Source organism: Halomonas sp. LC1 (assembly GCF_030247125.1).
Lineage (GTDB): Bacteria > Pseudomonadota > Gammaproteobacteria > Pseudomonadales > Halomonadaceae > Vreelandella.
Genome location: NZ_JASSPG010000003.1, coordinates 237,960 through 263,342, shown reverse-complemented (window position 1 = coordinate 263,342; position 25,383 = coordinate 237,960). Strand labels below are relative to the sequence as shown.

Annotated in this window: 24 protein-coding genes and 4 tRNA genes; 10 read left to right on the top strand and 18 right to left on the bottom strand. The window is 56.2% G+C overall.

What is annotated here, in order from left to right; translation table 11 throughout:
• Positions 1-37: 37 nt before the first annotated feature.
• From QIT27_RS06940 to QIT27_RS06920, 5 genes are all read right to left on the bottom strand, one after another.
• Positions 38-1,543, bottom strand: a complete 1,506-nt coding sequence (locus tag QIT27_RS06940; protein WP_285263301.1) for a fumarate hydratase — start codon at positions 1,541-1,543, stop codon at positions 38-40.
• Positions 1,544-1,719: 176 nt separating this feature from the next.
• Positions 1,720-2,550: an endonuclease VIII gene (gene nei, locus QIT27_RS06935; RefSeq protein WP_285263300.1), complete on the bottom strand. Its 831-nt coding sequence runs from the start codon at positions 2,548-2,550 to the stop codon at positions 1,720-1,722.
• A 3-nt stretch (positions 2,551-2,553) separates the two neighbouring features.
• Positions 2,554-4,578 carry an excinuclease ABC subunit UvrB gene (gene uvrB / locus QIT27_RS06930; RefSeq protein WP_159342228.1) on the bottom strand — a complete coding sequence of 675 codons (2,025 nt, stop codon included), beginning with the start codon at positions 4,576-4,578 and terminating at the stop codon, positions 2,554-2,556.
• Positions 4,579-4,602: 24 nt separating this feature from the next.
• Positions 4,603-5,010 (bottom strand): OsmC family protein, encoded by a 408-nt coding sequence (locus tag QIT27_RS06925; RefSeq protein WP_285263299.1) that lies wholly within the window; start codon positions 5,008-5,010, stop codon positions 4,603-4,605.
• Positions 5,011-5,208, bottom strand: coding sequence for a hypothetical protein (locus tag QIT27_RS06920; RefSeq protein ID WP_159342230.1), 198 nt, complete (start codon positions 5,206-5,208; stop codon positions 5,011-5,013).
• A 230-nt stretch (positions 5,209-5,438) separates the two neighbouring features.
• Here QIT27_RS06920 and ygfZ point away from each other — a divergent pair, with 230 nt between their 5' ends.
• The gene (gene ygfZ / locus QIT27_RS06915; RefSeq protein WP_285263298.1) at positions 5,439-6,395 is read left to right on the top strand and encodes a CAF17-like 4Fe-4S cluster assembly/insertion protein YgfZ; all 957 of its coding nucleotides are present in this window, start codon (positions 5,439-5,441) and stop codon (positions 6,393-6,395) included.
• Here ygfZ and QIT27_RS06910 read toward each other — a convergent pair.
• The 4 genes from QIT27_RS06910 to QIT27_RS06895 all read right to left on the bottom strand — a co-directional run bounded on the left by QIT27_RS06910 (position 6,386) and on the right by QIT27_RS06895 (position 10,563).
• The gene (locus tag QIT27_RS06910; protein WP_285263297.1) at positions 6,386-7,174 is read right to left on the bottom strand and encodes a TatD family hydrolase; all 789 of its coding nucleotides are present in this window, start codon (positions 7,172-7,174) and stop codon (positions 6,386-6,388) included. The two genes, ygfZ and QIT27_RS06910, sit on opposite strands and share 10 nt — an antisense overlap.
• A gap of 19 nt (positions 7,175-7,193) precedes the next feature.
• Complete coding sequence (locus tag QIT27_RS06905; RefSeq protein ID WP_159342233.1) at positions 7,194-8,783, bottom strand: peptide chain release factor 3; 1,590 nt, start codon at positions 8,781-8,783, stop codon at positions 7,194-7,196.
• Positions 8,784-9,009: 226 nt separating this feature from the next.
• Positions 9,010-9,219: a putative motility protein gene (locus QIT27_RS06900; RefSeq protein ID WP_159342234.1), complete on the bottom strand. Its 210-nt coding sequence runs from the start codon at positions 9,217-9,219 to the stop codon at positions 9,010-9,012.
• A 102-nt stretch (positions 9,220-9,321) separates the two neighbouring features.
• On the bottom strand, positions 9,322-10,563 hold the full coding sequence (locus tag QIT27_RS06895) for an NAD(P)/FAD-dependent oxidoreductase (RefSeq protein ID WP_285263296.1): 1,242 nt from the start codon (positions 10,561-10,563) through the stop codon (positions 9,322-9,324).
• Between the two features lie 335 nt (positions 10,564-10,898).
• Between QIT27_RS06895 and amt the strand changes: the two genes are divergently transcribed.
• Entirely contained in the window at positions 10,899-14,276 is a 3,378-nt protein-coding gene (amt, locus tag QIT27_RS06890) for an ammonium transporter (protein ID WP_285263295.1), read from the top strand.
• Between the two features lie 84 nt (positions 14,277-14,360).
• On the opposite strand, the gene QIT27_RS06885 is transcribed toward amt, so the two are convergent.
• The 4 genes from QIT27_RS06885 to QIT27_RS06870 form a co-directional block, all read right to left on the bottom strand.
• Positions 14,361-14,435, bottom strand: a tRNA-His gene (locus tag QIT27_RS06885).
• 31 nt (positions 14,436-14,466) lie between these two features.
• Positions 14,467-14,541: transfer RNA gene (locus QIT27_RS06880), tRNA-His, on the bottom strand.
• 60 nt (positions 14,542-14,601) lie between these two features.
• Positions 14,602-14,678 (bottom strand) — tRNA-Arg (locus tag QIT27_RS06875).
• Positions 14,679-14,764: 86 nt separating this feature from the next.
• Positions 14,765-14,841: transfer RNA gene (locus QIT27_RS06870), tRNA-Pro, on the bottom strand.
• 209 nt (positions 14,842-15,050) lie between these two features.
• On the opposite strand from QIT27_RS06870, the gene folD reads away from it, so the two are divergent.
• Together folD and mtnN are read left to right on the top strand one after the other, a co-directional pair.
• Complete coding sequence (gene folD / locus QIT27_RS06865; protein WP_253016328.1) at positions 15,051-15,911, top strand: bifunctional methylenetetrahydrofolate dehydrogenase/methenyltetrahydrofolate cyclohydrolase FolD; 861 nt, start codon at positions 15,051-15,053, stop codon at positions 15,909-15,911.
• 47 nt (positions 15,912-15,958) lie between these two features.
• Complete coding sequence (gene mtnN, locus QIT27_RS06860) at positions 15,959-16,666, top strand: 5'-methylthioadenosine/S-adenosylhomocysteine nucleosidase (RefSeq protein ID WP_285263294.1); 708 nt, start codon at positions 15,959-15,961, stop codon at positions 16,664-16,666.
• A gap of 88 nt (positions 16,667-16,754) precedes the next feature.
• On the opposite strand, the gene pyrC is transcribed toward mtnN, so the two are convergent.
• On the bottom strand, positions 16,755-17,792 hold the full coding sequence (gene pyrC, locus QIT27_RS06855; protein ID WP_159342239.1) for a dihydroorotase: 1,038 nt from the start codon (positions 17,790-17,792) through the stop codon (positions 16,755-16,757).
• 150 nt (positions 17,793-17,942) lie between these two features.
• Here pyrC and QIT27_RS06850 point away from each other — a divergent pair, with 150 nt between their 5' ends.
• Genes QIT27_RS06850 through QIT27_RS06840 form a run of 3 tightly spaced genes read left to right on the top strand, consistent with a single transcriptional unit; the run spans position 17,943 to position 20,215 of the window.
• A complete protein-coding gene (locus QIT27_RS06850) occupies positions 17,943-18,359 on the top strand; it encodes a hypothetical protein (RefSeq protein WP_159342240.1) in 417 nt (138 codons plus the stop codon).
• A gap of 8 nt (positions 18,360-18,367) precedes the next feature.
• The gene (locus tag QIT27_RS06845; RefSeq protein WP_159342241.1) at positions 18,368-19,639 is read left to right on the top strand and encodes an ATP-binding protein; all 1,272 of its coding nucleotides are present in this window, start codon (positions 18,368-18,370) and stop codon (positions 19,637-19,639) included.
• Positions 19,640-19,675: 36 nt separating this feature from the next.
• On the top strand, positions 19,676-20,215 hold the full coding sequence (locus tag QIT27_RS06840; RefSeq protein WP_159342242.1) for a response regulator transcription factor: 540 nt from the start codon (positions 19,676-19,678) through the stop codon (positions 20,213-20,215).
• 43 nt (positions 20,216-20,258) lie between these two features.
• Here QIT27_RS06840 and QIT27_RS06835 read toward each other — a convergent pair whose 3' ends face one another.
• Positions 20,259-21,032, bottom strand: a complete 774-nt coding sequence (locus QIT27_RS06835; RefSeq protein WP_253016322.1) for a 3-hydroxybutyrate dehydrogenase — start codon at positions 21,030-21,032, stop codon at positions 20,259-20,261.
• A gap of 77 nt (positions 21,033-21,109) precedes the next feature.
• Positions 21,110-21,556, bottom strand: a complete 447-nt coding sequence (gene hybE / locus QIT27_RS06830) for a [NiFe]-hydrogenase assembly chaperone HybE (RefSeq protein WP_285263293.1) — start codon at positions 21,554-21,556, stop codon at positions 21,110-21,112.
• A gap of 145 nt (positions 21,557-21,701) precedes the next feature.
• Between hybE and QIT27_RS06825 the strand changes: the two genes are divergently transcribed.
• Together QIT27_RS06825 and QIT27_RS06820 are read left to right on the top strand one after the other, a co-directional pair.
• Complete coding sequence (locus QIT27_RS06825; protein ID WP_159342245.1) at positions 21,702-21,965, top strand: GrxA family glutaredoxin; 264 nt, start codon at positions 21,702-21,704, stop codon at positions 21,963-21,965.
• Between the two features lie 114 nt (positions 21,966-22,079).
• Positions 22,080-22,847: a VOC family protein gene (locus QIT27_RS06820; RefSeq protein ID WP_159342246.1), complete on the top strand. Its 768-nt coding sequence runs from the start codon at positions 22,080-22,082 to the stop codon at positions 22,845-22,847.
• Between the two features lie 35 nt (positions 22,848-22,882).
• Here QIT27_RS06820 and QIT27_RS06815 read toward each other — a convergent pair whose 3' ends face one another.
• Both QIT27_RS06815 and QIT27_RS06810 read right to left on the bottom strand, forming a co-directional pair.
• On the bottom strand, positions 22,883-23,545 hold the full coding sequence (locus tag QIT27_RS06815) for a CoA transferase subunit B (RefSeq protein ID WP_285263292.1): 663 nt from the start codon (positions 23,543-23,545) through the stop codon (positions 22,883-22,885).
• 49 nt (positions 23,546-23,594) lie between these two features.
• A complete protein-coding gene (locus QIT27_RS06810) occupies positions 23,595-24,293 on the bottom strand; it encodes a CoA transferase subunit A (protein WP_285263291.1) in 699 nt (232 codons plus the stop codon).
• Between the two features lie 169 nt (positions 24,294-24,462).
• Between QIT27_RS06810 and QIT27_RS06805 the strand changes: the two genes are divergently transcribed.
• Positions 24,463-25,362, top strand: a complete 900-nt coding sequence (locus QIT27_RS06805; RefSeq protein WP_285263290.1) for a LysR family transcriptional regulator — start codon at positions 24,463-24,465, stop codon at positions 25,360-25,362.
• Positions 25,363-25,383 lie beyond the last annotated feature (21 nt).

The following is a 25,383-nucleotide window of genomic DNA, read 5'->3' as shown; positions in this document are numbered from 1 at the left end:
GCTCCTGTCGTCATACCACGCCTATTTCACCAGCGTATCACGCTTTTTCGGCAATGATTTCTTTCCACTTGGCCGGGCCGGTTTGGTGAACCGACGTGCCTTGGCTATCGACTGCAACGGTGACGGGCATGTCTTCCACTTCGAATTCGTAGATGGCTTCCATCCCGAGATCCTCGAACCCTACGACCCGCGACTTCTTGATGGCCTGAGCAACCAGGTAAGCCGAGCCACCTACCGCCATGAGATACACGGCTTGATTATCACGAATCGCTTCAATAGCGGCTTGGCCACGCTCAGCTTTACCGACCATACCCAATAGCCCCGTCTCTTCCAACATCGTACGGGTGAACTTGTCCATGCGGGTCGCTGTCGTGGGCCCCGCCGGACCTACCACTTCGTTGCCAACCGGATCGACCGGCCCCACGTAATAAATGAATCGCCCTTTCATGTCGACCGGCAACGGCTCCCCTTTGGCGATCATATCCACCATGCGTTTGTGGGCAGCATCGCGTCCGGTCAGCAGTTTGCCGTTTAGCAACAGGGTATCGCCTGGCTGCCAGGTTTTCACCTCTTCCGGCGTGACGGTATCCAAGTTGACGCGTTTGACGTTATCACCTGTTTCCCGGGTGATTTCTGGCCAATCTTCCAGCTTCGGCGCTGGCAGGGCCACAGGGCCCGACCCATCCAGCGTAAAATGCGCGTGGCGGGTAGCAGCACAGTTAGGAATGATCGCAACGGGTTTGTTCGCTGCATGCGTCGGATAATCTTTGACTTTGATATCCAGCACGGTGGTCAAGCCGCCCAGCCCCTGTGCGCCAATGCCGCTTTTGTTGACCTTGTCGAACAGCTCGAGACGCAGCTCTTCGGCACGGTTACTGGGACCACGGGCTTGCAGTTCCTGAATATCGATGGGATCGAGCAGTGCTTCTTTGGCAATCTCCATTGCCTTTTCAGCGGTACCGCCAATACCAATCCCCAGCATGCCCGGTGGGCACCAGCCCGCGCCCATTTTGGGGAGCTGTTCCATCACCCAATCGACCACGCTATCGGAGGGGTTGAGCATGGCGAACTTCGATTTTGCTTCGCTACCGCCTCCCTTCGCTGCCACATGGATATCGACTTTATCGCCCGGCACGATTTTATGGTGGATGATGGCGGGTGTGTTGTCTTTGGTGTTCTGACGTTTGCCGTCAGGATCGGCCAGAACCGAGGCCCGCAATACGTTATCCGGCAACTGATACGCACGACGCACGCCTTCGTTGACCATGTCGTCGAGGCTCATTTCGGCGTCCCACGTGACGTTCATACCCACATGCACGAAGACCGTCACGATGCCGGTGTCTTGGCAAATCGGGCGGTGCCCCATAGCGCACATGCGCGAATTGATCAAAATCTGCGCAATGGCGTCTTTGGCTGCCGGGTTCTCTTCCCGCTCGTAGGCCGCAGCCATGGCGTCAATGAAATCTTTGGGATGGTAGTAAGAGATGTACTGCAGAGCATCGGCAACGCTTTGAATCACGTCGTCCTGGCGAATCACGGTCATGGATTAACAGCTCCTCGGTTAACGTCTAGGCTGCAGCCTTAACGGCCGTCTAAGTGTGCGGGAAGTATACCGTATCGAGGCCCAAGGCGGCAGCCAATCCAGTGGCCTACCCGCTTGGTTCGTTTAACTCTTTGGTCGGAACACGGCGTAAAACAAGCAAGATAACGGTATAAAATTTATGACGAAGGAGACTGCTGACACCGAGGGCACCAATAGAGTCGGCGGGACCCTACCGTCATGCGCTCGATCACACTGCCACAGCGATGGCACGATAATCCAGCGCGCTCGAACACGCTGAACCGCCATTGGCGGCGAGGCTCACCAGAGGCAATGGCTTGTTTGATCCACGCGTCCTGATTGGTGACGCCTGCTGTCCGGTAAGCCGTACGGGTAATATCGATGATATGGGAGGACAACACCGATAGCTGCTCACTCGTGAGGTCACTCGGACGTTGCTTGGGATGCAACTGGGAAAAGAACAGAATTTCAGAACGCAAATAGTTACCTAGGCCGGCAACCAGCCCTTGGTCGAGCAGCAGTGCCCCCAGACTCCTGCGCCTAAACGCCGGTAATAAAAGACGTTGCTGTACGTCGGCAGCACTGACCTGCTGGCTCAGCAAGTCAGGTCCTAAACGGGATAAAAACGGATGATGCGCCAACCTCTCGTCTTCCCACAGCGACACATCAGACGCGCTGTACAGGCTGGCGGCACGCCCATCTGCTACCAAACGAACCCGTAAGGAGCGCGACGTGTTAGGAGGCTTGTCGGCGGCGTGCAGCTTCCACACGCCGTAAAGCTGGTTATGGGAATAAAGCACCCGATGATCCGCAAAACGAATCAGCATGGCCTTGCCCCACGTATCCACCGCCGAGACGTTGACACCGATCAGCGAGCTGGCTTGGCTAGCAAGCTCGGAAAAGGCAAACCAGACATCCTCGAGAATTTTTCCACCAATCTGCTTTTCAATGCGATCCGCCGCTCGGCGGATCTCAGGACCTTCAGGCATCGGTTATCCTAGCGCCAGCTGTTTTTCTTTCATTTGATGAAGCTGGTCACGTAACCGTGCGGCTTCTTCAAATTCCAGGTTTTGCGCCGCTTCGAACATGGCATCTTCGAGTTTGCTGATAGCAGCCAAAAGATCCTGCTGGCCCATGGACGCCACATCGTATCCGCCCTCTGGCTCGGCCACTTTTCGCTCACTTCCCTTACGGCGATTGCCTTTCTTACCCGGCGTTTGGGCCGCTTCGAGAATGTCCGCCACGGAGCGTGTGACCGTCGTGGGCGTAATACCATGCTTTTCATTATGCGCCATCTGCTTGGCACGACGGCGCTCGGTCTCGTCGATCGCTTTGCGCATGGAATCGGTGATTCGATCACCGTATAGAATCGCCTTACCGTTGGCATTACGCGCGGCACGACCAATGGTTTGGATCAGCGAGCGTTCGGCGCGCAGGAACCCTTCTTTGTCTGCATCCAAAATGGCAACCAGCGACACCTCGGGAATATCCAATCCTTCCCGCAACAGATTGATTCCCACCAGCACATCGAACTTACCCAGCCGCAGGTCTCGGATGATCTCGACGCGCTCGACCGTATCAATATCGGAGTGCAGGTAGCGCACTCGGATATCATGCTCATCGAGGTAGTCGGTCAGATCTTCTGCCATCCGCTTGGTCAGGGTCGTCACCAGCACCCGTTCACCCACCGCCGTGCGCAACCCAATCTCTGACAATAGATCGTCTACCTGCGAACTGGCCGGTCGTACTTCGATCTGCGGATCCAAGAGCCCCGTTGGCCGCACCACCTGCTCGACGATTTGGCCAGCGTGCTCGGCCTCGTAAGGTCCTGGCGTCGCAGACACGAAAATCGTTTGAGGTGAGATCGCTTCCCACTCCTCGAATTTCATCGGGCGGTTATCCAATGCGGACGGCAAACGAAACCCATACTCTACTAGCGTCTCTTTGCGCGAACGGTCGCCTTTGTACATCCCACCTACTTGGGGCACGCTCACGTGTGACTCGTCAATGAACAGCAGCGCATCATCCGGCAGGTAGTCGAAAAACGTGGGCGGCGGCTCGCCAGGAGCACGGCCAGAGAGATAGCGCGAGTAGTTTTCGATACCGTTGCAGTACCCCAACTCGAGCATCATTTCGATATCGTAAAGCGTCCGCTGCTCGAGCCGCTGAGCCTCTACCAACCGCTCGTGCTTACGCAACCACTCCAAGCGCTCTTTGAGCTCTGCTTTGATGGCGTCGATGGCTTCTAAAATGGTGTCACGGGGGGTCACGTAGTGAGACTTCGGATAAATCGTCATGCGCGGTACTTGCCCACGTACGTCGCCGGTCAGCGGGTCGAACAAGCGAATGGAGTCGATTTCGTCGTCGAACAGCTCGACGCGCACCGCCTCTTCATCCGAATCCGCAGGAAAAATATCAATGACGTCGCCCCGCACGCGATAAGTCCCGCGACGGAAGTCCATATCATTACGGGTATACTGAAGCTCGGCCAACCGGCGCAGAAACGCGCGCTGGTCGATCATTTCTCCACGTGTGAAGTGAAGACGCATCTTGAGGTATTGGTCAGGGTCACCCAAACCATAGATCGCCGACACAGAGACGACGATCAGCGCATCACGGCGTTCCAAGAGCGCTTTGGTGGCGGAAAGACGCATCTGCTCGATATGGTCATTGATCGAGGCATCTTTCTCGATGAACGTATCCGACGAGGGAACGTAGGCCTCAGGCTGGTAGTAGTCGTAATAGGAAACGAAGTACTCGACCGCGTTATCCGGAAAGAACGATTTGAATTCACCATACAGCTGCGCCGCCAAGGTTTTGTTGGGCGCCATGACGATGGTAGGCCGTTGCAGTTGCTGTACCACGTTGGCCATGGTGAAGGTTTTACCCGAACCAGTGACCCCAAGCAGCGTTTGATGGGCAAGACCTGATTCCAAACCGCTGATCAACCCGCGAATGGCTGCAGGCTGGTCGCCCGCAGGCTGAAATTTTGACTGCAGACGAAATTCCTTGCTCATCGTTGCTCCTATTGGCAGGTGGGCCTACACGGTATGGGTGGCTATCTCGATCGTAGTCTGAGTCATCAGGCGTTGGATCGGGCAGCGATGGCTGATCTCTTCCAGCTTAGCGCGCTGCTCTGGATCGCTGATGCCATGAAGCTCTAACGTCACGTCCAGCTTGTAGAGGCCTTGGCGTTCGCCGCTGTCATCGCGCTGCACTTTGACGGTGATTCCTTCCAACGGCCACTGCTTGCGCTTGGCGTACATTTGGACCGTGATCGCCTTGCAGGTTCCCAGCGCAATATCAAAATAGTCATGGGGGTCTGGAGCGCTTTCGTCTCCTCCTACCACCGTGGGTACATCCGCGAAGAGGTCATCCATGCCGTTGACCTCGACGCGCTGACGAAAGGCGCTATTTCGTTCACTGATCACCACGATAGGCGGATGCATTTACGATACCTTGATGCGCAGGTTAAGTTTTTCAATGGCCTTGATCAGGACGTCACGTTTCGCGCGCCCCTCCACTTCCGCGCCGTAGCGACCTACTTCAGCACTATCGACGCCATCCAGCATCATTAGGGCGGTAGTGATTTTGTTGACTTGTTCGGCGGTGGTAACACCCTGAAAACTCAATGATTGAACTGCCATGGACCATCCTTACGAAGAAAAGGGTTTGCCTACATAGCGTCGCGGCAACCGACAACGACCATTACCTATGCAAACCTGATACAAAATGAAGAGTCTAGCATGCTGTCAAGCCCTTGCAATCCAGCGAGTCTGCCCGCACTTTTACTGAACGAATGAATGAGCTGTTTTACTGACCACTCTCATCGACGACTCTTATCTACGATGCTTACCCACAATGCTCAGGAGCGACCATGACCATGGAGAAGACGCCGCCCTCCAGCGCCGTACGTTTGAATCAGTATGCTGCGCTGGATATTAAAGGGGCCGATGCGGAGACATTCTTGCAAGGTCAAACCAGTGCGCAAGTGGGATTGGCGAACGGTACGTTTGCGCCACTCACCTGTTTTTGTACTCCCAAAGGCCGCATGTTGGCCAATGGACAGCTATATCGGCTCGCGACGGATCATTTTCGACTGGTTCTTGATGCCTCGCTGGCCAACGATCTGGTTCAACATCTGAAAAAATTCGCCGCTTTCTACAAAGCAGAATTAACAGTCGCTGAACACGTCGTTTTCGCAGGCGCCAACGAGCCATCCGACGACCTGGCCCATCATCTGAACGTGACGCTGCCCGAGCAGCCATACACCCACGCCACTAGCGCGTCAGGCACGGCCTTACGCCTCCCTGGGTCTCCCCGTTGGCTATTCATGTTCGAAGACGAGCCTCAAGACGTGGTGATAGACAGCGAGGCATTGCTCAACGCCTGGAAGCTGGCAGATATTCGTAGCGGACTAGCTTGGCTCACGGCCGCCCAGCAGGATCAGTTCCTGCCCCAAATGCTGAATTGGGAAGCCCTGGGCGGAATTAGTTTCAAAAAAGGGTGCTACACCGGCCAAGAGGTCGTAGCTCGCGCCCATTTCCGCGGGCAAGTCAAGAAGCGCCTCGTCCATGCCCGCGCCAACACCGCCTCGTTGCCTGAGCTCGGTGCCTCACTGGTGGACGAGAGCGGTAAATCGTTAGGCGAAGTCGTCAGCAGCGCATCCAGCGACGATCAGCACATCGAGCTTCTGGCCGTGATGAACACCAAGGTGATGGAAGAAGCACTGACCGTATATTGGCAGGAAACACCTCTTACCCTGCAGACGCTTCCTTATCCTATCGAGCGCTTGGACCCAGAGCAGTTAGCCGCTCAGCTTGCTCAGGAGTGATCGTTTAGCCCAAATACCCGGGCGGCGTTGTCACGGCTCGATGCCGCCACGGTCGATAAGCACTGTCCTCTCAGCTCGGCCACTACCTTGGCCACTTGCGCCACGCGTGAAGGTTCGTTGCGCTGTCCTTGATAGCCACATAGCGGCATATCGGGGCTGTCGGTTTCCAGTACGAACCCATCATCAGGCAAGGCTGCTACTACACGACGCAACTTCTGAGCGCGCTCATAGGTCACCGCCCCGCCTAGTCCCAATATATACCCCGCATCCAAAAACTTGGCGGCCTGTGCGTAAGAGCCAGCAAAGGCATGAACGAGTCCCGCCCGAGGCAACGCTTGCTGGCGTAACCGCTGGCTGACTTTGTCGTTGGCTTTGACGCAGTGAACCACAACGGGCAAACGACAGCGCTTGGCGATGGAGAGCTGGGCATCGAAATAGTGCCACTGAGCGTCAAGACTGTCCGTGAAACGACCATCGATACCGCATTCACCAATCGCCACTGGACGGGTCTGAGGCGCGTCATAGAGCCGCTGATTGACCAGCGTTTCGAGAGCCGTCAAGTCATCCAAGTGATGCTGCTCAATGAAATAGGGGTGAAGCCCTAGACAGATACGAACATCGTCGCGCTCGCCAAGCGCCAGCACATGCGGCCAACGCTTACGTACCGTCGCTGGCACGATGAAACGGGAGACGCCCACCGCCTTGGCTGCATCGATGACGGCGTCACGATCCGTTTCGAATGCCACAGCGTCTAGATGGCAATGGGCGTCTATCAGCATCTAATCCCCCTTGCGGGTATTAATGCTCGCGCGTTGGCTGGAAGCGAATGTCTGGCCAACGTTCTTGGGTCATTTGTAGGTTGACCCGCGTCGGCGCGATGTAGGTCAAGTAGCCACCACCATCGATAGCCAGGTTGGCACTTGCCTTCCGCTTGAACTCTTCGAGCATTTTTGCATCGTCGCAGTACACCCAGCGGGCAGTCTGCACGTTGACGCCTTCATAGAGGCAGTCGACTTTATACTCTTCCTTCAAACGGTGAGCGACTACGTCAAACTGCAGTGTACCTACGGCCCCCAAAATCAGGTCGTTGTTATCCATCGGCATGAAGACCTGCGTGGCACCCTCCTCCGAAAGCTGCTGCAGGCCTTTTTGCAGCGCTTTCATTTTGAGCGGATCTTTCAAGCGCACTCGTTTGAAGAGTTCAGGGGCAAAGTGAGGAATGCCGGTAAAGCGCATATCTTCACCCACGGTAAACGTATCGCCAATCTGAATCGTGCCATGGTTATGCAGGCCGATGATATCACCCGGCCAAGCCTCTTCCACTTGAGAGCGGTCCGAGGCCATGAACGTCAGAGCATCAGCAATCTTAACGTCTTTGCCGATGCGTACGTGGCGCATTTTCATGTTCTTTTCGTACTTGCCCGAACAGACACGTAGAAAAGCAATTCGGTCCCGGTGATTCGGATCCATGTTCGCCTGGATCTTGAAAACGAAACCGGTAAAGCGCTCATCCTTCGCAGTGACTTCACGGGTATCGGTCTCACGAGGCTGCGGGGCGGGCGCATGCTCGACGAAGCCATCCAGCATTTCACGCACGCCGAAGTTACCCATCGCAGTCCCAAAATAGACTGGCGTCAGCTCGCCACGGCGATAGGCCTCTAGGTCGAATTCATGAGACGCGCCGCGCACCAGGTCGACCTCCATACGAAGCTCTTCCGCCTGCTCTTCACCCAGGATGGCATCCACTTCCGGGTTATCCAGCCCCTCGATGCGCTTGTCATCCGGTATCCGGCTGCCTTGACCTTGGGTATATAGATGGATCACGTCGTTGTAGAGGTGATACACCCCTTTGAAGTGGCGCCCCATCCCGATTGGCCACGTCATCGGTGCGCACTGGATATTGAGCACCGTCTCGACTTCATCCATGACTTCGATCGGATCGCGGATGTCGCGATCCATCTTGTTGATGAACGTCAGAATGGGCGTGGTACGTAAACGACACACTTCCATTAGCTTGATGGTGCGATCTTCGACGCCTTTTGCGCCATCGATGACCATCAGCGCAGAATCCACAGCCGTCAGGGTGCGATACGTATCCTCGGAGAAGTCCTCGTGACCTGGCGTATCCAGCAGGTTGACGATCCGACCGCCGTAGGGGAACTGCATGACGGAGGTTGTGACCGAGATGCCCCGCTCCTGCTCCATCTTCATCCAGTCAGACGTAGCATGGCGATCATTACGTTTGCTTTTCACCGACCCCGCCAACTGGATGGCATTTCCGAACAACAGCATCTTTTCCGTGATCGTGGTCTTACCGGCGTCAGGGTGCGAAATAATCGCAAAAGTACGGCGCAGCTCGGCTTCGCGCGCTATTTGGGCGTCAGACATGGAGTTCTCTAAGATGGTACAACGTGGTGACTTAAAACGTAGCGCCAAACCCTCGGCGTCGTATGCCTATGGTAACGCAACTCGGCTGCGACGGCATACCACCGCGTGCATGCCGCTGCGTTGTCAGGCCAGTGCTACGCAATCATCCATTGGCTTATACCGTGCATAAAAAAACGCCGACAGTGTCGGCGTTTGAGGGCGACTCAATACAAGCCAAGAACGAGCCTCAGGCGTAGGTGTTGACCTGCGTGCCGACGCTGCCCTCTTGTGCCAGGCTTGGCTGAGCGCCGGTGTCAGCAGATGCCAATACTTCGGTGATTTGCTCGGCTTGAACGTCCAACGCTTCGCGGAACATTTGCATCTGCGCTTGCTCAGCGGTTTGCGCCTGATTCATATACAGCGCCGTACTGACTGCATTGCTTGCAGCTACATCCATACTGCACCTCAGTCTATTGAATGACTCTCTTAGCGTAGCAAACCCACACCCCTGGGGCCACGTTTGTCGCTTGTCATTGTGTTACGAAATGAGACAAGCCGTTTAAAATCGATCTGCACGGAACGGCGTCATGTCGATGGCGGTTGGCTTCTGTTCCATCATGTCGGCAAGCAGCTGACCGGTCGCAGGGCCTAGTGTAAAGCCCTGGTGACCGTGGCCGAACGCGAGCCAGAGGCCGGGATGACGCGGCGCTGGGCCAATCACCGGCTTCATGTCTGGCAAACACGGGCGTGCGCCTTTCCAGGCGGCGCTGTCCTTGCGCTCACCTAATGGAAAAATCGTCCGCGCGACGTTTTCAGCGGCACCCAGCTGCTCTTCATCGGCCGGCGATTCTAAGCGATCCAATTCAGCCCCGGTGGTCAGCCGTACGCCTGCATTCATGGGTGCCAGCAAATAGCCAATCTCGGCATCCATCAGCCAATAATTCAATGTCGCCCCTGGCTGGGTCGCGTAGTGCATGTGATAGCCGCGCTTCACAAACGTCGGGAAGTGATAACCCAGCGGCTTCATCCATTGCCCCGCCCAAGGCCCGAGCGCCATGACCACTTCATCGGCTTCGAACGTCGATTCCTGGGTCGTCACGCGCCAGCGCTCATCGATTTGAGTGACGCCCGTAATATCCGCCTGCACTAAGTTTCCGCCCATGGCCTCAAAGGAGGCCGCATAGGCGGCCACCAATCCACCCGGATCGGCGACCGTCCATGGGTCAAGCCAATGAATAGCACCAATGATCTTATCGCCCAGTTGTGGCTCCTTTTCAATCAACGCAGCGCGATCGAGCACGCTGAATTCGACGCCATAAAGCTCGCGCGCTTCCTCGGCCTCCTTGATGCGTTTGGCAAGCTTCTCTGGGGTACGATAGATCTCCAGCCAACCCTCTTTGCGCACCAAATGCTCTGCCCCCGATGCTTCGATCATGGGTCCATGCGCCTCTAAACAGAGCTGAATCAACGAGGCGTACTCAGGCACAATTTTTTTATACAGCCGTGATGAGGAGTGGTGCCAATAGCTCAATAGGGGTGACGCCGCATTGACCATTCCAGCGGGACGATAACGGATATCGACACGGCGGTTTGGCAGTACGCTCAAGATAGTCTTCATATCACGAGGAAAGGGGTAAGGCCTCACCGCTTCACGCTGAATGATACCGGCGTTGCCAAACGAGGTTTCTCGTCCAGGCTGACGGCGGTCCACCAGCGTTACTTGATAGCCACGTTTTTGTAGCTGCCAAGCAACACTGACACCCACCATACCTGCCCCCAACACCACCGTTTGACGCGCCATTTTGATGCACTCCTATCGCTCTAAAAATCAATTCGCCTCATGCCGCCAGCAGCACGGATAACGTATTGAAAAATATCACCAATCAAAGCGCTTTTGCATAGTCACAAACACTGTTTTAACTCATTTTTTTAGTTTTTTATCTCGCATAAAGCGTAATAAAGGATGACTTTGCTAGCCACGGCATAACATTTGCTTAATGATCATTAGGCCCGTTTTGTTAGATCCAACGTTTCGCTGCGCAGCAGGCCGAACGCTGCATTTACAGGCAGCATCTCGCGATTCCCTGCACCAATTAAGTGCCTGCATTGCACCCAATCAACACAAGGAACACACCCATGATCGATAGCTTTGACACCACTCTGATCGACACGCTTTGGGTGCTTTGGGCGGCCGCGTTGGTATTCGTGATGCAAGCCGGGTTTCTCTGCCTGGAGGCAGGCACCACACGAACGAAAAACGCCATCAACGTCGCTATGAAAAACCTAGCGGATTTTGCCATTGCCGTCAGCGTTTTCTGGCTAGCCGGCTTTGGCATGATGTTTGGCGCCTCTCAAGCGGGATGGTTGGGCAGCTCGCTGTTTGGTTGGCAGCTCGAATCGACCGACACCTGGCTAATGACCGTTTTCATCTTCCAAGCGATGTTTTGTGCCACCGCCGCGACCATCGTGGCCGGCGCCGTCGCTGAACGAATGCCGTTCCTCGGCTATTTATGGACCGCGTTTTGGATTGCGCTCTTGATTTACCCCGTTTTTGGCCACTGGGCCTGGGGCGGCTTGTTAGGAGGCGCGCCGGGCTGGCTGGCGTCGCTTGGATTCATCGATTTTGCCGGTGCGACCGTGGTTCACAGCGTTGGCGGCTGGGTGGCACTCGCGGCGGTACTGGTCATCGGCCCCCGCCGGGGACGTTTTCAAGTCGATAAGCCACCCACTGCATTTCCAGCAGGTAATTTGCCACTGGCAATGCTTGGGGCGCTGTTCATGGTACTTGGCTGGTTTGGCTTCAATGGTGGAAGCACGCTCGCTCTGGATGGCTCGGTGCCTGGAATTATTGCCAATACCGTGCTGGGCGCCGTGGGGGGCATTTTATCGGCCATGCTAGTGGGCTGGCGGGTTCGGCGCTATGCCGATGTGATGTACGCCATCAATGGCGCCATTGCTGGCTTGGTGGCAGTCACGGCAGGTGCCCATGCGCTCTCATTGGCCACGGCATTTCTCATGGGCGGCGTGAGCGGTGTGCTCATGGTGCTGGCCAACGAATGGCTGTTGAAGAAGCAGATCGATGACGCGGTGGGCGCGATTCCTGCGCATTTGGTCAGCGGCATCTGGGGCACGCTTGCCCTACCATGGCTGGCTGACCTCTCTCTCCTCGATCACCCCCTCGGTCGCGCCGATCAGTTCGGTATTCAGCTATTGGGTGTGGCGGCCTGCGGTGTGTGGAGTTTTGGGATTGCATGGCTGCTGTTTAGCATCACTCGCCGCTTCCTGCCTTTGCGTGTCTCGAAAGACGCGGAAAAAATGGGGCTCAACCTTGCAGAGCATGGCGCCAAAAACGAGCTGCATCAGCTGCTCGAGCACATGCGTCAACATGAACGGCAGGGGGACATGCACCAGCGCATCGAGGCAGACCCGTTTACCGAGGTAGGTGAAATCGCCGCTAGTTATAATCGCGTCTCGGCAGCGCTGGAACGTGCAGTCGGACATACCCAGGTCATGCTGCGTAACCTTCGTGATGGCGTCGTTACCTGGCAAGCCGACGGCACGCTGACGGGACTGAACCCAGGCGCAGAAGCACTGTTCGGCGTGGAGGCGAAGCAGTGGGTCGGGCGTCCTGTCAACACGCTACTGCCCAATAAGCTGCTCACGCCTGGCGCAAAGCATGAAATCAAACTGCGTCTGCATGACCAGCAAGTCCGCTATTTAGAGATCCAAGTAAGTGAAGGCGCTGCGGGCTCTGTTTCTGAGTGCTCGGGCATGGTCCGGGACATCACCGAGCGTAAACAGCTTCAAGAACAGTTGAACCGGGAGCGAGATTTGGCACGCACCACGCTAGCGTCTATAGGCGATGGTGTCATCACGTGCGATGCCAGCGGCAGTGTGACGTTTCTTAATGCCGAGGCAGAGCGGCTCACGGGGTGGACGCTTGCTGACGCCACCAACAAACCGATTCAGACAATCTACTCACTTCGTGATGAGCTAAGCGACGAGCCCATCAGCAATCCGGCGCGGCAGGTACTCACCCAGCATCGGGCCGTGCACTTCAGTGAACACTGCCAGCTGCTGCACCGCAACGGCAAACGTTTTCCCATACAGCATAGCGCCGCGCCCATTCGTTCTCGAGGCGGCATCACGCTGGGCGCAGTAGTGGTGTTTCAAGACGTCAGTGTGACACGGCAACTCTCGGAGCAGCTCAATTATCAAGCAACCCACGACAACCTCACGGGGCTAATGAACCGGCGAGCCTTTGAGGCACTGCTGACCAAATTGCTCGCCCAGGAAGAGGAGTACCATCATGTGCTCTGCTACTTGGACCTGGACCAATTCAAGATCGTCAACGACACCTGCGGCCATTTGGCAGGCGATGAACTACTTCGTCAGGTCTCCATGAAGCTGAAAGCCCACGTGCGCCACAGTGATACCGTGGCTCGATTGGGCGGGGATGAATTTGCCCTGGTGTTGCCCCACTGCCCACTGGACAAAGCCAAGATCATTGGTGAGGCGGTTCGCCGAGATATCGAGCACTTTCGCTTTGCATGGCAAGGACATACCTTCGGTATTGGCGTGAGCATCGGCTTGGTCACGATCACCTCGGAAAATCCCATGCGCTTGTCGGACACGCTGCACGCAGCAGACGCCGCCTGCTATACCGCCAAAGAGGCGGGCCGAAACCGCCTTCACTGCTATCAACCCGACGACCATGCACTATTAGAGCGCCATGGCGAACTGCAGTGGGTTCAACGTCTGCAAAATGCCCTGGATAACGACACGTTTCGGCTATTCGCACAACCCATCAGCGCGGTATGCGGCCAAGGCCCAGGTTATCGAGAGATTCTGCTACGCCTGGAGGAAAGCGGTACTCTCATTGCTCCCGGCAGTTTCCTGCCGGCGGCAGAGCGCTACCATTTCATGCCGCGTATCGATCGCTGGGTGGTTCGCAATACGCTTGCCTGGCTCGGCGATCGTCATCGCTGCGCAGATGGCCAAAGCGTGGGCCACTGGGGAATCAACGTATCGGGAGACTCTCTATCGGACAGCGATTTTTGCCAAGAGCTGATTCAGCAAGTGCGCCGGGCCAATCTTCCTGAAGGCACGCTGTGTTTTGAGATCACCGAAAGCGCTGCGATTGCGCAGCTCTCGAAAGTAAGCGAATTAATTCAGTCACTGAAATCGTTGGGCTGCCGTTTTGCCCTCGATGACTTCGGCACCGGGCTATCATCGTTTAGCTACTTGAAGCAGCTTTCCGTCGACTATCTCAAAATCGATGGCAACTTCATTCGTAACATTCACCATGATCCCATCGACCGCGCGATGGTAGAAGCGATTCATGCCGTCGGCAAAGCCCTGCATATCGATACGGTCGCCGAATACGTCGAGAATCCATCGACGTTAGACATGTTGCATTCGCTGGGGATCGATTATGCGCAGGGATACTTATTGGGAAAACCAGAGCCCATCACCGATGCCGCCAATGGACGTATTAAAGTCATGCCACGATAAGAAAACGGGGTAAGAGATAATAAGAAAATAAAACTACTTAGGGAGGGATTAAACAAAAAAAGAATAAAAGAGAAGTCAGGTTAATGGGGTGGATGATGGGGATCGAACCCACGACCACCGGAGCCACAATCCGGGGCTCTACCACTGAGCTACATCCACCACAACCTGTAAACCGTGTGCTAATTGCCAATGGGGTGGATGATGGGGATCGAACCCACGACCACCGGAGCCACAATCCGGGGCTCTACCACTGAGCTACATCCACCACTGACAAAAGCAAGCTTGAAAATATCCAACTGGAAACAAACACAGAGATGTATTTGATTGGCACGCCCAGCAGGACTCGAACCCGCAACCTACGGCTTAGAAGGCCGTTGCTCTATCCGGTTGAGCTATGGGCGCACATGATGTATCCAGAGAATACGGATGAGCACTTGACCACAACCAAAGTTTGGAGAAGCAGATTAACACCTTCCGTGCCAGGTACATGGTCGGGATGGAGGGATTCGAACCCCCGACATCCTGCTCCCAAAGCAGGCGCGCTACCAGACTGCGCTACATCCCGATTACTTACCTTAGACGTTGCTGCGTGTCCCGTCTCAAGCGAGGCATATATTACTATTTCTAATTTTAAAGTCAACACTTAAAGTGATTGATTCGATAGGCGCTTTGCCTTGTCGCCCTACCATGCGAAAATTACTCCCACTTTAAAGCGCGTCCTGTGACTGCGCGTGTCGTTTGCTTCGCTTTCCAACCTCATAGGGATTTCACTACATGACCGCCCAACTCATCGATGGTAAAGCCATCGCCGCTAATGTCCGTCAACGCGTGGCCGAGAAAATTGCGGCACGCCAGCAAGCCGGCGCTCGCGCCCCCGGACTAGCCGTTGTTGTGGTCGGTGAAGACCCCGCCTCACATGTGTATGTCAACAACAAGCATCGTGCTTGCGAACAGGCGGGTATCCTCTCTTTTCAACACGCTCTTCCTGCCGATACGACGCAAGAGGCATTAGAAGCGCTGGTTGATCAGCTCAATGCAGACGCCACGGTAGATGGCATTCTGGTACAGCTCCCCTTGCCAGACCATTTGGATGCTCGCCCCATTCTCGAGCGTATCCGTCCGGATAAAGACGTCGATGGTTTTCATCCCTATAACTTGGGCAGGCTGGCGCAGCGCCTTCCTTCTCTGCGCCCCTGCACGCCCAAGGGCATCATGACCATGCTGGCGCAAAGTGGCATCGCCGTGCGCGGCATGGATGCCACCATCGTAGGCGCTTCAAACATCGTCGGGCGGCCAATGGCGTTGGAACTGATGCTAGCGGGCTGCACTACGACAGTATGCCACCGCTTTACCCAAGACTTGGCCAGCCATGTCAGTCGCGCCGACTTGGTCGTGGTGGCGGTGGGCAAACCGGGGATCGTCAAGGGTGAATGGATCAAACCCGGCGCCGTAGTCATCGATGTAGGTATCAATCGTCAGGAAGATGGCACACTGGTGGGTGATGTCGATTTTACGGCGGCGGCCGAGCGCGCCAGCCACATTACGCCGGTGCCGGGAGGCGTTGGCCCGATGACGGTCGCCACCCTGCTTGAGAATACGCTGGAAGCCGCCGAGCGTCACGATCAGGCGTCTTGAAGAACGCCCCTCACCGAATACTCATTCGCACCACGATGGAGAAGCCCGTGCAACGCATTGGAATTATTGGCGCTATGGCGCAAGAAGTGAAGCTTCTAGCGGGACAGCTCGAGAACGCAGAACGCTACGAACATGCCGGGTTCGTCTTTCATACCGGCACGCGACATGGCCTCGACATCGTCATTCTGCAGTCGGGTATCGGCAAAGTGAACGCCGCCGTCGGCACGGCGATTCTGTTGGAGCGTCATCAACCGGACGCCATCATCAACACCGGCTCGGCAGGCGGTTTTGCCACCGACCTAGCCATTGGCGATGTCATCATTTCCGATGAAGTCCGCCATCACGATGTGGATGCAGTGGTCTTTGGCTACGAAATTGGCCAGGTGCCGGGCATGCCACCGGCGTACCATGCCGACAAGCGCCTGCGTGACATCGCTCGTGGTGCCATTGCCGCCCTGGGAGAAGTCAACGTGCGCGAGGGCATGATTGCGACGGGCGATGCGTTTATGTCCGACCCTGAGCGGGTAGCCGCCACGCGCGCGCAGTTCCCTACCATGCTCGCCGTCGAAATGGAGGGCGCCGCCATTGCCCAGACGTGCTATCTCTACGACTGCCCGTTCGTGGTCATTCGCGCCCTTTCCGACATTCCCGGAAGCGGCGATAACCACCTCTCTTTCGAGCAGTTCCTCGATATGGCCGCCGACCACTCTTCCCGCATGGTAGATCACATGTTGCTGGCATTAGGCGGTCAGTAAATCCTACGCGCTCGTGGAGTCATCGCCACGATCAAAAAAACGGAGCCTCATTGGCTCCGTTTTTTATGACGCACTCACACGCTTATGGTTACTTTTTCATCGCCCAGGCAAGTGTTTCACCTGCCAGTAACGGCACGATGGTTTGACCAGACGCATAGGGATAGCTCGCCGGCAGCGTCCACTCGCGCCGCTCAAGCGTAATGGCGTCTGCGTTCGGCGAAAGGCCATAAAAACGCGGGCCGTTAAGACTCGCAAAGGCCTCCAGCTTATCCAGCGCCTGCATCTCCTCGAAGGCCGTCGCATATAGCTCGATGGCGGCAGGCGCCGTATAAGCACCGGCACAGCCGCAGCTCGACTCTTTGTCACCCTTTGCATGGGGAGCACTATCGGTGCCCAGGAAGAATTTGGGGCTACCGCTGGTGGCGGCTTTCAACAAAGCCTGTCGATGCTGTTCGCGCTTGAGGATGGGAAGGCAGTAATAGTGAGGGCGAATACCGCCTGCCAGCATTTTATTGCGATTGAAGAGCAGGTGGTGGGCAGTAATCGTGGCGGCTACGTTGTCAGACGCGCTGGCGACGAACTCCGCAGCCTGCTGCGTGGTGATGTGCTCGAACACCACTTTCAGTTCGGGGTGTCGCGCCAGCAACGGCTTCATGACACGCTCGATGAACACCGCTTCCCGATCGAAGATATCGATCTCGTGGTCGGTGACCTCGCCATGTACCAGTAGCGGCATGCCCAGCTTTGCCATCATGGCAATGGTGGCATCGCAGTGGGCAATGTCCGTCACTCCCGAGGCAGAGTTGGTCGTGGCCCCTGCCGGATAAAGCTTCACGGCTTTGACGATGCCACTCTCGACGGCACGCTCTATCTCCTCGGGCGGTGTCGTATCCGTGAGGTAGAGCACCATCAGCGGCTCAAAAGTACTGCCTTCGGGTAGCGCGGCCAAGATGCGTTCGCGGTAAGCTACTGCCTGCTCTGTCGTGGTCACCGGTGGCTTTAGGTTCGGCATGATGATCGCACGACCCATTTGCGCAGCGGTATGTCCCACCACGGCATTGAGCGCCTCGTCATCACGTAAATGCAGGTGCCAGTCATCAGGGCGGGTCAGGGTAATAGCGTCCACGGCAAATCCTATTGGTCTTGGGTGAAGGGGGCTGCGAGCTGCCACAGTATACCCAATACGCCGATCGGATAAATCCGTGCGTGACCCCCACAGGTCCGCGCAAGTGTCGTATCATGGCGGCACGCTGTAAGATCAAGGATTCGGTTGTTTATGCAGAACGTACGTCGCTATGCGGATTTCATCGCCAGCTTGGAAGGTTTGGCGTGGCTGGGACTCGCATGGTCCATCTCCTTTTCGATGCATCGACAAAGCACCGAGCCAACGCTTGCGGTGCTGTTCATCGTGGCTACGCTGGTACTCTTTAGCTGGGCACATCGCCCGATGCGCTACTTGCTGCGACGCTATCACATTCGCAAGCGCCGAACCGATATGTGGATCCACACGCTCGCTCTGCCGCTTTTGCTGGCCATGTTTTTTCATATCATGCTGGAGGCGCTACTAGGTTCGGCTTGGCTGCCTCCCAAAATGCTGCTGTTCAATCTGTTAGCGTCTGCCGGCTGGATGACCTTTGTCATGACCCTCTTCATCAAATTCGTCATTCATAGCGTCAAAACATCGAGCAAATAAGCCAACCCATGCCCACTGCCCTACCCTTACCGCTCTCTACACCCAATCGAAACCTGGTTCGGCTCACCATCGTTCGGGGGATTACCTGGACGGGTTTTTTGATGGCGATCATTGTCGGCATCGAGCTACTCGCTTTCGACCTTCCCGTCACCGCCGTCGTGAGCGTCGTGATCGCAATGGGGCTGCTGAACATTGCCACTTGGTGGCGTTTGGGGCGCCCCAAAGCCGTTGGCCACGGTGAGTACTTGTCTCACTTGCTGGCCGATATTGCCGGGCTCACCCTGCTGTTTTACTTTTCGGGCGGTTCTACGAATCCGTTCATTACGTACTACTTGGTGCCCGTGACCATTGCAGCCGCAACGCTGCCTTGGCGCCACGCCTGGATCATTGCGGCCTGCGCCATGGGTGGTTACAGCTTCTTGATGTTTGACTACCACCCCATTCCACAGCTGGGTCATATCAGTAGCGAAGGTCCGCTCAGCCTGCACATCCTGGGCATGTGGCTCAACTTCGGGCTGTCGGCTGGGCTTGTCACGTTCTTTATCTATAAAATGGCTCACGCGCTGCGCAGCCGCGATAAAGCCCTCTCCCGCACGCGGGAAGCCGCTCTGCGTAACGAACAAGTGCTGGCCGTTGCCACACAAGCGGCGGGCACGGCCCACGAACTTGGCACCCCGCTGTCGACGATGGCGGTGCTGCTCAAAGAGATGCAGGCCGACGCAGCAAAAGGCAGCGCGCTGGAGGAGGATATCGCGCTCTTGCGACAGCAGGTCGATATCTGCAAATCGCGTTTGCAGCACCTTGTCACCAATGCCGATCGTCGCCGCATGGCCGAACCAGAAGTGCTGGATGCCGAAGTGTGGCTTGCTGGGGTGGTGCAGCGTTGGCTGGTGATTCGACCCGACGTGAGCCATCGCTTCGATGTGGCCGAACGGCGCGGCCGCCCCTGGCTCGCCGTGGATGCGACGCTCGACCAAGCGCTGACCAATTTATTGAACAATGCTGCAGACGCCAATCCAGAACACATCGCCATACGCTTGGATTGGCAAGATGAGAGCGTCATTATCGATATCCGTGACCACGGCCCAGGGGTGGCCATGTCGATTGCGGACCAGCTAGGCGACACGTTCGTCTCGACCAAAAGTAAAGGAATGGGCATCGGCCTGTTCCTCACGCACGCCACGATCAACCGCTTCGGCGGAGGCGTAAGCCTCTATAACCATCCCGAGGGTGGAACGTTGACCGAGGTCACCCTGCCGCGCTGCTCAGCACCCAGTTAAGCTGAGACAGCAGCGATTCAGACTAACGAGGGTAGTATGCAGAACCAAGAGCAGCGTCTGCTAATCGTCGATGACGATGAAATGTTTTGTCACGTATTGAGCCGTGCCCTGGCCCGGCGAGGCTTTGACGTCAAGGTGGCACACGATGCCGATCAAGCGCTGAGCATCGCGTCGCACTTCATGCCCACCATGGCCACACTGGATTTGAAGCTGGAACATAGCTCTGGACTCAAGCTGTTACCCGACCTCCTCTCCACTGTGCCTGGCTGTCGTATCGTGGTGCTGACCGGCTACTCGAGCATTGCCACGGCGGTCGAAGCCATCAAGCTGGGCGCCATCAATTATCTGTGCAAACCAGCGGATGCGGATGATGTGATGGCGGCCTTCGAACACCCCGACGCCGACCCCAACGTCGAGCTTGCAGATAATCCACCCTCCATCAACCGAATCACCTGGGAGCATATTCAAAAAGTGCTGCAGGAACACGATGGCAATATCTCGGCCACCGCCCGCGCGCTGGGCATGCACCGACGCACCCTTCAGAGAAAGCTACAAAAACGACCGGTACGTCGCTAAGCAACATCGCCTGCCACCTTAGGTGGCAGGCGAGTCGGCTGGCTCAGTGAGCGGTCCAACCAAGATCGATGTTCCAGCTCGCACCGGTGACCGCGCCCGCCGCATCGGACGTGAGGTAAGCCACTAGTTGAGCCACTTCGGAAGGTTCGATTAGCCGCTTGACCGCCGCATTCTTGAGCATGATCTTCTCGATGACTTCTTGCTCGTCCATTCCATGCAGCTTGGCCTGATCGGCAATTTGGTTGTCGACCAAGGGTGTTTTCACATAAGCGGGACAAATGGCATTGGCCGTAATACCCTGCTCGCCCCCCTCCAGTGCGGCTGTCTTGGTCAAGCCGATCATGCCGTGCTTCGCGCTGATGTACGCCGCCTTGCCCGGTGACGCCACTTGGGCATGGATCGAGGCAATGTTGACCACGCGACCCCAGCCTTTCTCGCGCATGTAGGGCCACGCCGCTTGGGTGAGCAGGAAAGGGGCCGTCAGCATCAAATCGATGATTTGACGCCACTTCTCTTCAGGGAAGGTCTCGATGGACGCGACATGCTGAATACCGGCGTTGTTGACGAGAATGTCCACGCCGCCAAACCGCTTGACCGCATCGGCAATCGCGCCTCGACACGCGTCAGGATCGGTGAGATCCGCTTGATAAAATGCGGCGCCAGCTGCTTCTGCAATCTCTTTACCAGCGGGGTTGAAGTCGACGGCCAGTACTTGATGCCCCTGCTCACAAAAATGTCGAACGACGGCCTCACCAATACCGCTGCTCGTCCCTGTCACCACGGCAACCCGCGGTGTTGAAGCTGTTGAAGATGACATTCAGGCTTCCTTTTTTGACGTACATGGGAATGAAGAAATAAACGTTCATGAGTATAGGAGCCGCCAACCGCTTCTGCCTACTCGGCCGATGAGGTCGCGTCCGGCTCCGCCAACAACTGCTGCATCATACGCTGCGCAAGTCGCGCCGATTCTTGCAAGGAGTCTAGGTCGCTCAAGTCATCCAATATCTTTCGCTTGTAAAGCTCGATCCCGGACGTCAAGCGCTCTAGTTCCAAGGCATAGCGGCCGGATGGAAGCACCAACACGCCTTCTGAGGGCAGCGGCGCCTGCAGCGTGGCCTGTTCAGGCAATGCGACCAACCACAGCTCGCAGGGGGTGATCAGAGCTCCCGCCATGACACTGGCGCCGCTGATGCGCGTCTCCAAATGCTGGAAACAGAGCGCATCCACCCCCAACCTCGGGTTGAAATGGGACTGCTGTCTTAGTGCTGTCCAGTGTTCGTCACGATAGCACTGGGCCAGCTCGGCTAAATAACCGTACTCATGCGGCGCCAACGTCTGCATGGATTCTCCTTGATGGATGGCTCATTGTGACGCTTTATAGCACGCGTAGCGTGGTGCTATTGGCGAAAGCCTGCGCCCTACGCCACAATGGGCGCTGATTGCTCACTCAACTACCAATTCGCCCCTATCGTAAAGGAGCCACCTCATGTTCGTGGTTATTTTTGGGCGCATGTCGTGCCCTTTTTGCGTTCGCGCCAAGCATCTCGCCGAACACTTGGAAAACAGTGGGAAGATCGAGGGTTACCGCTATGTCGATATGCCCTCCGAGGGCGTTACCAAAGAGGATATCGCTAAAACAGCGGGTAAACCGATCCACACCGTGCCACAAATCTTCGTCGACCAGCAGCACGTGGGCGGCTTTACCGAATTCGATCAATTTGTTCGCGACAAACAGTTGCTGGCCTCTTAGCGGGCGTTAAATTCGCCGTTAAAGCCCGTTGAACCTACTAACTCCTTGCTTGCCTATACTGACCACTCAGTTAACCGTTGACTCACGGACGTCTTTAGGCGGCGAGGAACCCCCATGCAACGCGAGGAGTTTGTACAACAGCTATGGCTGGACTATGTCCATACCCACCCCGACATCGGCGGCCTGCGGCTATGGCCACTCCACACCGCGGCGGAATATCTGACGCTGGTCACCCTGAATTACGGCCCGTTCGCAATGCATGCCCTGAGCCTGCCGCTATCACGCATGGGGTATCGTTCGGTCGGGCACTATGCCATGGCAGACAAAGGCTTGCTGATCCACTTGATGGCACCAAGTGACGACAGCAGCTGGCTGGTGCTCGCCGAGCTACAAATCGGTACGCTGTCAAAAGTGCCTCGCGAAGCGTTAACCTCGCTCGTGCATCAAAGCCACCCCGCCGACTGCAAAGGTCACAACCTGCTTTGCCGTGGCCGCCCTTGGCCGATGCCTTCTTGGGAGCTCTATCAGCAGTTACAAAACGCGCACCCACTGGCCGCCTGGCTTGCCGTCATGGGCCCTCGCTTGCATCATGCGGGTTTCGATTGTTACCGGATGCACGCGTCGATCGACACACTGAGCGAGCAGTTGGAAAACGCCGGTATGCCGCCGCTCAGCGGTCAGCAAAATGGCGTTTTCTCTGTGTCCAATTTACTCGAGCACCGTTTTTACCCGGCAACGCCACAGAAAATGGTCTTCCGCGATGGAGACGAACACCGCTTGTGCCTGGGTGGATTAGCCCTGACCCAAAAACAGGTCAACGATGCCCATGAGCGGGTGGCGGAGATCTTGCTGCCTTTTCACACTCGCTGCGAAATGGCGTGAGCCACCAGCCCACGCCCTCCGCCTAACGGTCGTGCTTATTCCTCGAAAGTCATTTCGGGGACGTGGTCCGGCACGATGAGTTTGCCTGCGGTTTTCTCGACAATCTCTTCGACGCTCACCCCTGGCGCACGCTCTTTAAGGATGAACGCGCCATCCTTGATCTCCAGGTAAGCCAGATCGGTCAAGACCCGATTGATACAACCCGCTCCTGTCAGCGGCAGGTTGCACTTTTCGAGCAGCTTGGATTCGCCATGTTTGGAAGCGTGGGTCATGGTGCAAATGATGTTGTCGGCCCCGGCGACGAGATCCATCGCGCCCCCCATGCCTTTGATCAATTTGCCAGGGATCATCCAAGAGGCAATGTTACCTTCTTGGTCGACTTCGAACGCACCCAGCACGGTCAAATCCACATGACCACCGCGAATCATGGCAAACGACTCAGCGGAGGAGAAAATCGCCGCGCCAGGGCGAGCGGTAACGGTCTGTTTACCGGCATTGATCATATCCGGGTCGACTTCCTCCTCGGTAGGAAACCGCCCCATACCTAGCAGCCCATTTTCGGACTGCAACATCACATCCATGCCATCAGGAATGTAGTTGGCAACCAGAGTGGGAATACCGATACCCAAGTTGACGTAGAAGCCGTCCTGCAGTTCACGCGCGACGCGTTGGGCCATTTGTTCACGAGTTAAAGCCATGGTGCCACCTCTTGTCTTAGTAAGGAGTTGGTTGTGGACGTTGATACGCTCAGCTACGAACGGTGCGCTTCTCGATACGCTTTTCAAACGTGCCTTGAATGATGCGATCGACATAGATACCCGGCGTATGAATCTGGCTTGGCTCCAGCTCTCCGGGTTCCACAATCTCCTCTACTTCGACAACGGTAATTTTGCCTGCCGTCGCCGCCATGGGATTAAAGTTCTGCGCAGTATGACGATACATGACGTTGCCATAGCGGTCGGCCTTCCAACCTTTGACGATCGCGAAATCGCCTTTGATGGCCTCTTCCAAAATGTAGTGACGACCATCGAATACGCGCACTTCCTTGCCTTCACCAATGGGCGTGCCGTAACCGGTCGCGGTATAAAACGCGGGAATACCTGCACCGCCTGCGCGCATTTTCTCTGCGAGCGTTCCTTGAGGCGTCAATACCACTTCGATTTCGTTGTTCAACATCTGCTGTTCAAACATCGCGTTTTCGCCCACGTAAGAGGCGATGATCTTGCTGATTTGGCGATCTTCCAGCAGTACACCCAAACCAAACCCATCTACACCACAGTTATTGGAAACCACCGTAAGGTCCTTGACTCCGCGACGCTTGATCTCCGCGATCAGGTTTTCAGGAATCCCACACAGACCAAAGCCACCGGCAATCACGGTCATACCGCTTTCGATGCCTTCCATTGCTTCCTCGTAAGAAGCCACACACTTATCGAATCCTGCCATTGTTATGCCTCACGTTGTTGTTGAGAACGTATCGGTGTTGGACGCTCGTTAAAGTAGTGTAAGCAGCGTTTGCTGGCGTGTCGCGCTATCGCCAGTGTTGTCCTAGATGATATATTTGTTAAGTTTGTTTTTCTTATCAATTCATTTTAATAACTTATAAAGAGATACCATGACCGTCAAACAGCTTCGCGCTTTTTTGGCCGTGGCACAAACGCTGAGTTTTACCCAGGCCTGCGAGCGCCTGCATCTTTCACAACCCGCGCTGAGCCTTGCCATCAAAGGCTTGGAGGACTCCCTAGGCGGCAAGTTGCTCATCCGCAGCACACGGAGCGTACGATTGACCCCGGAGGGTGAGTCGCTTCTACCACTGGCCAAGCACTTGCTGGCGCAATGGGACAATACCGAAGAGCGCCTGCGCCAACGCTTTACGCTCCAGCTTGGGCGGCTCAGTGTAGCGGCCATGCCCTCCTTCGCCAGTAATTTGCTTCCTAGCGCGCTCGTCAAATTTCGTCAGCAGTACCCCAAGATCAATGTCACCGTCCATGATGTCATCAATGAAGACGTCATGGAGATGGTGCGCTCTCGCCAGGTGGAAATTGGTATCGCTTTCTCGCCGGAGGGGGTCGGCAGTTTGAACTTCACCCCTCTTTTTGAAGATCGATTCGTGGCCGTGATACCGCGTCACTCGCCGTTGGCCGAGTGCGACACGCTCTCTTGGGAGCAGCTGCTAGCGTACGATTTCATGACGCTGCAACGACCCTCCATGGTCAGACGGCTTTTAGAACAAGCACTCGGCAAACGCCAGATGGCGCTTCCAGTCGCCTTCGAGAGCCACCAGCTCTCCACCGTCGGCCGCATGGTCGCCGAGGGATTAGGCGTCAGCGCGGTACCATCGATGTGTATTCGACAAATGCAGGAGCTGGGCGCTCGCTGTGTGCCGCTGGTGGCGCCCAGTATCGCGTGTCGCGTGGGAATCCTCACTCAGGAAGAACTCTCCGTCGCCGCCCATGCGTTGCGCAGCGTTTTGATGGATAACGTCAAAGCACCCTCGCTCTTTGCGCCCTTCTAACGTATTGATGCGGTTATGCTG